6 protein-coding genes are annotated in these 6,298 nt (G+C 48.7%); all 6 read left to right on the top strand.

Annotation, left to right across the window (positions count from 1 at the left end; genetic code table 11):
- The first annotated feature begins 392 nt into the window (after nt 1-392).
- Nucleotides 393-707 (top strand): hypothetical protein, encoded by a 315-nt coding sequence (locus tag HMPREF1492_RS04650; RefSeq protein WP_035436442.1) that lies wholly within the window; start codon nt 393-395, stop codon nt 705-707.
- 326 nt (nt 708-1,033) lie between these two features.
- Nucleotides 1,034-3,037, top strand: a complete 2,004-nt coding sequence (locus HMPREF1492_RS04645) for an Sgo0707 family adhesin (RefSeq protein WP_232215617.1) — start codon at nt 1,034-1,036, stop codon at nt 3,035-3,037.
- 113 nt (nt 3,038-3,150) lie between these two features.
- On the top strand, nt 3,151-3,642 hold the full coding sequence (locus HMPREF1492_RS04640; protein ID WP_232215616.1) for a helix-turn-helix domain-containing protein: 492 nt from the start codon (nt 3,151-3,153) through the stop codon (nt 3,640-3,642).
- Entirely contained in the window at nt 3,570-4,514 is a 945-nt protein-coding gene (locus HMPREF1492_RS04635) for an IS3 family transposase (RefSeq protein WP_198014345.1), read from the top strand. Before HMPREF1492_RS04640 ends, HMPREF1492_RS04635 begins: the two co-directional genes overlap by 73 nt.
- Before the next feature lie 336 nt (nt 4,515-4,850).
- Entirely contained in the window at nt 4,851-5,297 is a 447-nt protein-coding gene (locus tag HMPREF1492_RS04630) for a LytTR family DNA-binding domain-containing protein (RefSeq protein WP_035431577.1), read from the top strand.
- Nucleotides 5,298-5,396: 99 nt separating this feature from the next.
- Nucleotides 5,397-5,912: a DUF3021 family protein gene (locus tag HMPREF1492_RS04625; protein ID WP_035436433.1), complete on the top strand. Its 516-nt coding sequence runs from the start codon at nt 5,397-5,399 to the stop codon at nt 5,910-5,912.
- The last annotated feature ends 386 nt before the right edge of the window (nt 5,913-6,298 follow it).

Raw genomic sequence — 6,298 nt, 5'->3', positions numbered from 1 at the left:
GCCTGGCCCACAAAATAGCGCAGCTTTGGTAGGTTCTGCCGAAGAATCGACATGTTCCTAATCAAGATAGCTAGGCAGCTAGGCGGTCGCACTGCCTGATATGCATCTCTATGCATAAACTTCATCTAATATGCTTAAACATGAATAGACTAATATAAGAAATTTAACTATCGATAAATTTAGTATCTACGGAACACACCTATGAATCTGCACGTTTGAGGTATTTTCAGTGTAATGTATACGTCTTTTTGACAGATTATCTGTCATAGGTGTGTTTTGAACTGACTCCTATTTCTCGTGTCCAAGAAATGGGAGGCAGTTCATACGCTGGCTCTCTTTTTGGGTTTCTCGCCATTTTGCTTTACTATAGCCACATAAGGAGATGATGCGCCATGAACAAAGCAGCTCAAGTAATCAAAAACCTTTCACAGGGATTTTTAATTTCAGGTATTTTAAGTGCACTCATGGGCGCATACTACCTGTTCGCTAAGGCAGGGCTTCCTTTGCAGGATCCTCCGCTGGCGCTCAAAATTCAATACGAGATTGACTTTGGCGTTGGCGAGAAAATGTTTATGTTAGGTATAACCTGCCTGTTTATCGGCTGCGTTGGTTATACCATTGCGTGGATTTGCTCCAAGACAGAAAAAGTTCAAGAGCCAGATAATCATCAAGCTGGAAGACCTTCTCGCCCTGGCGGAGCAAACTAAGGCGCGTGAGCAGAGGCGCGTGGACCGAGGCTGCGGACTGACTGCGGCGTCTTGAAGCGCGACAGCCTGAATTCATATTCGCCAGCAGCAGATGCGGCGCGGATACAAAAATTTGAACTATTTTCAAAACAGTACTGTCCATGTGAGCTGTACTATTTATCAGCTAAATTCACTTTTAATTGAATACTAATTTCTCTTATGTTTTGGCTATTAATTTGTAAGAAAATATAGCTGTAATATGCACATTTTTTGAGGGGCCATCATGAAAAAAAGGTTTTCTTAAGAGAATCTCAGTCTTTCTAACCATGGTTGTGGCATGCCTGTTTATGTCTATTAACACAGCTCAGGCACTTGATCGCCAGAAAGACGATAGTGATCTTACCCAGATTAACATTTACCAGTTCACGCTGACCAGAGACAACATGACTGTTCTCTCGCAGGGAGCTGGCGTTAAGTGCGTAGAGATTCCTGCTTCTGATACAGGCAGACTGCCTTCAACAGCTTTTGTTGTACAGCCTACTAAGGACGGCTCTGACCAGCAGTATGCTCAGCCTCTCTCGCTGAAGTTCTCCAATGCAGGCACCGTTGACGGCAAGTCCGTTGACGTTTATGTCACCATTAACTCGCTGGACCTTACCCTTAAGAATGCCAACGCAGATTACAACAACCCTAATAAGACCGACGTTGCATTCTTGACCGTTGATGAGAACTGGGGAACTAAGTCCTTCCAGATTATGAACTACATTGACGTGAATCACCCCAGCTACATTGCTGATATGTTCAGGTCCTATGAAATCAACGCAAACGTGACTGTAGAGCTTAAGTACACCGATGGCACCCCTTGTGACCTCAAGCTTGTTATGCAGCCAAGCGATATTGACGTTGTCGGTGATACCGGCGCAAACGAGACCTTCTCGCTTATTAACGCCAATAGCACCTTCGACAGCATTGTTATGAACAACAGGAACATTCTTGTTGAGAGCACTAGCGGCAACAATATTACCTGGAATCCTGTTCGAGGTACTTCTGGCCCTGACCATGAGAAGAACCTTGCAGGCTTTGTTGTTAAGTCCAAGTCAAATAGCATGACGTTTGAGTCCACCAGCGCGGCTACCAGCGGCAGCCTTTTTGGCGTATACACCGAGGCAATTACTCCAGCTCCAGTAAAGGCAGTTGATCCAGAGCAGGCTCCTGCTAAGGCCGGAGAAACCATTACCTATACTGGCACCTTTACGCTGCCAAGGCAGGGCATTGATACCATCGGCAAGATTAAGTCGATGAGCATGGTTGATACCTTTGACGAGCGCCTTGATTTCCAGAGCCTCACCGTAAGCTTTGACGGCCAGACCCTCACTGAGGGCACCGACTATACCGTTGCTGTTGACGGCCAGAAGGTTACGGTCAACATCAAGGACCACCTGCTCACCAAGACAAATGGCGGCAAGAAGTTTGTTATTACCTACAAGACTGTTACCAACAGCAAGGTAGAGACAGACGGCTCCAACATTGATAACGAGCTCACACAGGTTGTCGACGGAAACGTTGCTCACTCCAATAAGGTAACCACTGAGCTTCTGTACGAGAAGACCCACGAGTTTGTAAGCGGCACTCCTAACAGGGAGCTTCCTCAGGAGGTCCTGGATTTGCTTCCTGGCAAGCAGACTAGAATTCCTAACGGAACCACTGTTACCCCTGATCAGCCTCTTGGCGGCGTTACTCGCGTAGAGACTCCAGATGGAACGTGGGTGTTCATCGGTTACGATCACGATTCCGAGGTCATTGACCACAAAAACGCTCACTTTATTGGCGTTTGGGTAGTTCTGCCTCAGCCAAAGAAGGATGTCCTGGACGGTCAGGGTAACTCCATCGATGGCAACAAGGTAACTGCTGGTCAGGTGCTTACGTACTCCGTAACTTACACCAACACCACCAACACTGCTCGCGATGTAACCATCACCGATGTCATCCCAGAGCACACAACTTACGTTGATGGCTCTGCTGATAATGGCGGTACCTACGACCCAGCTACGCGCACCGTAACCTGGACACAGAACGTTGCTCCGGGCGACACGCTCACCGTAACCTTCCAGGTCAAGGTCAACAAGGGCGAGAAGGACGTTACGGTGGTAAACACCGCCCACGTCAGCGATGGTCTTATCGACACAGACACCAATACCACCACCAACCCTGTTGTCCCTAAGCCTCGCAAGTCTCGCACCCCTTACACCGGCGACGACGCACTGCAGAACACGCTGATGTTTGCTATCGCAGGCGGCGCAGCAGTTCTCTTTGCACTGGGCACCCTCAAGCTTCACGCAGCTAGGAACTAAGCTGCAGCGAGGTTGAGACGCTCGCAGGCATAGCGCACGGTAACTTCAAGCCGCTCTCATTTTGAACTGCCTCCCATTTCTTGGACACGAGAAATGGGAGGCTTTTTATGCGTATGGATTGTAGGGTAAAGCACGATGTAGAGGTGAGGAGAAAGGCAGTAGAGCTCTTTGCTTCCGGTATGGGATTTTGTGCGGTTGCAAGTACTCTTTCTGTTCCACTCTCAACTGTGAAAGAATGGCACCATATATACCACGCGTTTGGAAGCGAGGTGCTACTGATCATGGATGGCAAGCAAGCTCCCTATACCTACGAGCAAAAAGTTGCTGCAGCAAGAGCTGTCATTGAGGACGGCATGACAAAGGCTGAGGCAATGGCCGAGTTTAAGATTATGTCGCTTTCACCACTTAAGCGATGGTGCAAGCTCTATCGTACAGGTGGCGCAGAGGCTCTTAAGCCAAAGCCAAAAGGAAGACCTAAAGGCTCTAAATCCAAGCCACAGAAACGCACCCGCGAACAGGAACTTGAGGAGCGCTGCCGCAGGCTCGAGACCGAAGTAGCCTACTTAAAAAAATTGCGCGCCCTGGTCGAGAAAGACGAGCTCTGACCGGGGTAAAGGCTAAGATTGTGAGTGCTTTGTGCAGTGAGGGGTACTTTTTGTCCTATTTGCTGGAGTGCTCAGGACTTGCAAGGTCTACCTACTACTACGCACGAGCTCACCCAGTAAAGCTGACACGCCCAGAGCTACACCGTGCGGTTGCAGAGATTTTCTCGCGTACTACAAACGGCTGTGGTCACAGACAGATAGCCATGTGTCTGCGCGCTGAGCTGGGTGTAAGAATCGCCGACAAGACTGTTCTTAAAATCATGCGTGAGATGGGTATTTGCTGTAAGATACGGCGTGAGACAGACTATCACCGCTATAGCTCCTATAAAGGTGTTGTCGGCAAGACCTTTGAAAACGTCATAGGACGCGACTTTTCTGCCGATGGACCGTGGAAGAAGATGGGTACCGACGTCACAGAGTTCAAGCAGGCGTGGGGCAAGGCGTACTTTGCTCCCGTCTATGACTTCGGAAGCAAAGAGATTGTCGCATGGAGCACAGCGAGGGGTCCAAACATGGTTCAGCAAAAAGCTCTTCTCGATCAACTTTTAGCGAAGATACCTAAAGGCGTAACTCCGATTCTGCACAGCGATATGGGTTGGCAATACCAGCACAGCGCATGGTGTAAGCGACTGAAAGATGCAGGAGTTATCCAGAGCATGTCCAGAAAGGGTAACTGCATAGACAACGGTGCTACCGAGCAGGTCTTTGGTCATCTGAAAGACGAGTTCTTCCGAGGAAGAACGTGGCCTAGCTTTGAGTCTTTCAAAGCTGATTTGGACGCATATGTTATGTACTGGAACACACAAAGGCGTCAGGTTAAACTAAAAGGACTGACCCCGGAAGAGTTCCGGAATCAGTCCTTAGTGGCCTAGGTCTTTATTAAATTCGTCCAAGTTTTGGGACGCAGTTCATTTTGAGGGCGGCTTTTTGTGTAGGACCGTGAATGTGTTCGCATGCACACGCGTTCGTACATGCGAGCTCGGGCGCACGCAAAGCGCCGTTCAAGCGACGTTCAAGCGCAAGAACGGCATCCGAAGCGCAAAGATTGCATTTCACGAGCCAGTTAGTGCATTTGAGTGACACGAAGTCCCACATAAGAGATGCAACCGTTATTCTAAAGATGCCTTAAGGCAAGGAAGCAAGCGGACTACAATTCCGCTGCAGCAAGAAAACGAAACGTTAGGTCAAGTAAGTTGTTTGGAAGTGTCATGGAAATTCGTGTAGTTGAAGAAAAGGGTCGCGCGCAAATCGAAGTGACCATCTTGAGCGGCCCCGATGACCCGCGCGTTTCGGGAATTGTCCGTCAGCTCCAGATGGTTGACGGAAAGATGACTGGATACGTTCCCGGAACCATCAACAGGCGCGTCGTCCTTCTCGCGGATGTTGCATGGATTCAGACGGATGGCAGTGTGACACTGATTCACCTGGTAAACGGGGAGACTCTGGAAAGTTCTAGTCGCTTGACCGAGCTCGAGGACGCGCTCAAAGACACGGCGTTTGTGCGCACTTCTCGACAGGAACTGGTCAATTTGGATCAGGTTACGGGCATCAAACCCGCAGGTTCCGGCCGCATGTTGCTGTCGCTTGGCGAGAAACCCCTTGTTGCTTCAAGAAAGTACGCTGCGGAAATCAAACGACGTATCGGAATTGTGTAAGGGCCAGCGGATTTTCTCGCGCATCGCTCCCGGTGCCGAGCGCCAAACACCACTCGAACCACACTTTAACAGCAGTTTTATCCCAGAGAAGGGAACATTATGGAACGCAACGAATCACAAAACTGGCAAGGAATTGAGCGAAAGACTCAGCAAGAATTTGATGAGGGACTCAATAAAACAGTAGGTCAAATCATGTGCAAAGGTATTTCAGGTGGCGCGATATGCTTCACCGGCATCTCGCTTGTGTATGGCGTCATTGCGCTGGCAACCAATTATGGTGACAGGCAAAATAACATCATACTTCTTACGCTGATCGCCGCCGGCGTCCTGTCGGGGATTTACCAGCAGATTTGGTTCAACTATCAGCCTCTGATTACTAAGCTCAGCTACCTTCACAGGTTTCTTGGCTTCAACGTTTGCCTGTTCCCAACGCTTGTGGCGATGGCGCTTATTGGCGGATGGGTTCCAAATATGACGCAGGCTTGGATGTCGTTTACTGCGCTGTACCTGGTCATTCTTCTGGTAACCACTTTGATTTTCAACGCCATGTTCAAGAAAGAGGAGCAGAAATATAAGGCTGCTTTCGAGAAGTACCAGGCGTCTCGTCGTGCATAATGTTGCAGGTTATGTATGATCAACTATGTGCACTTAAATTGACAGAGAGCCCGCGTCATCGTGCGGGCTCTCTACATTTTTAGCAATGCAGTTTATTGACGGCGAAGGCGCAGTAAAAACCAGGTTAATCGCGTGTGCGGAAAATCTTGGCAGCTTACTCAGAGCCGTGTCGGTTCGAACAAATCGACTTCGTAGATTTTCCAGTGTCGATTGATCCAAAACCCAGGTAATTATGTGTCCAGTTAATCCAAAAGTGAGGTAATTATGTGCTGAAAGGCACATAATTAGGTGGGTTTTGGATCAAAATCGTTCTTCTCGACACATAATTAGAGTTACGTCTCAAAAAGTGGTGTAAGGCTATTTCCTTACTACCTTCTAACCTACAT

The organism is Atopobium sp. BS2 (genome assembly GCF_000565075.1).
Classification (GTDB): domain Bacteria; phylum Actinomycetota; class Coriobacteriia; order Coriobacteriales; family Atopobiaceae; genus Lancefieldella.
Note: the sequence above shows the minus strand (reverse complement) of the source record. Positions and strands in the feature narration are given on the sequence as shown.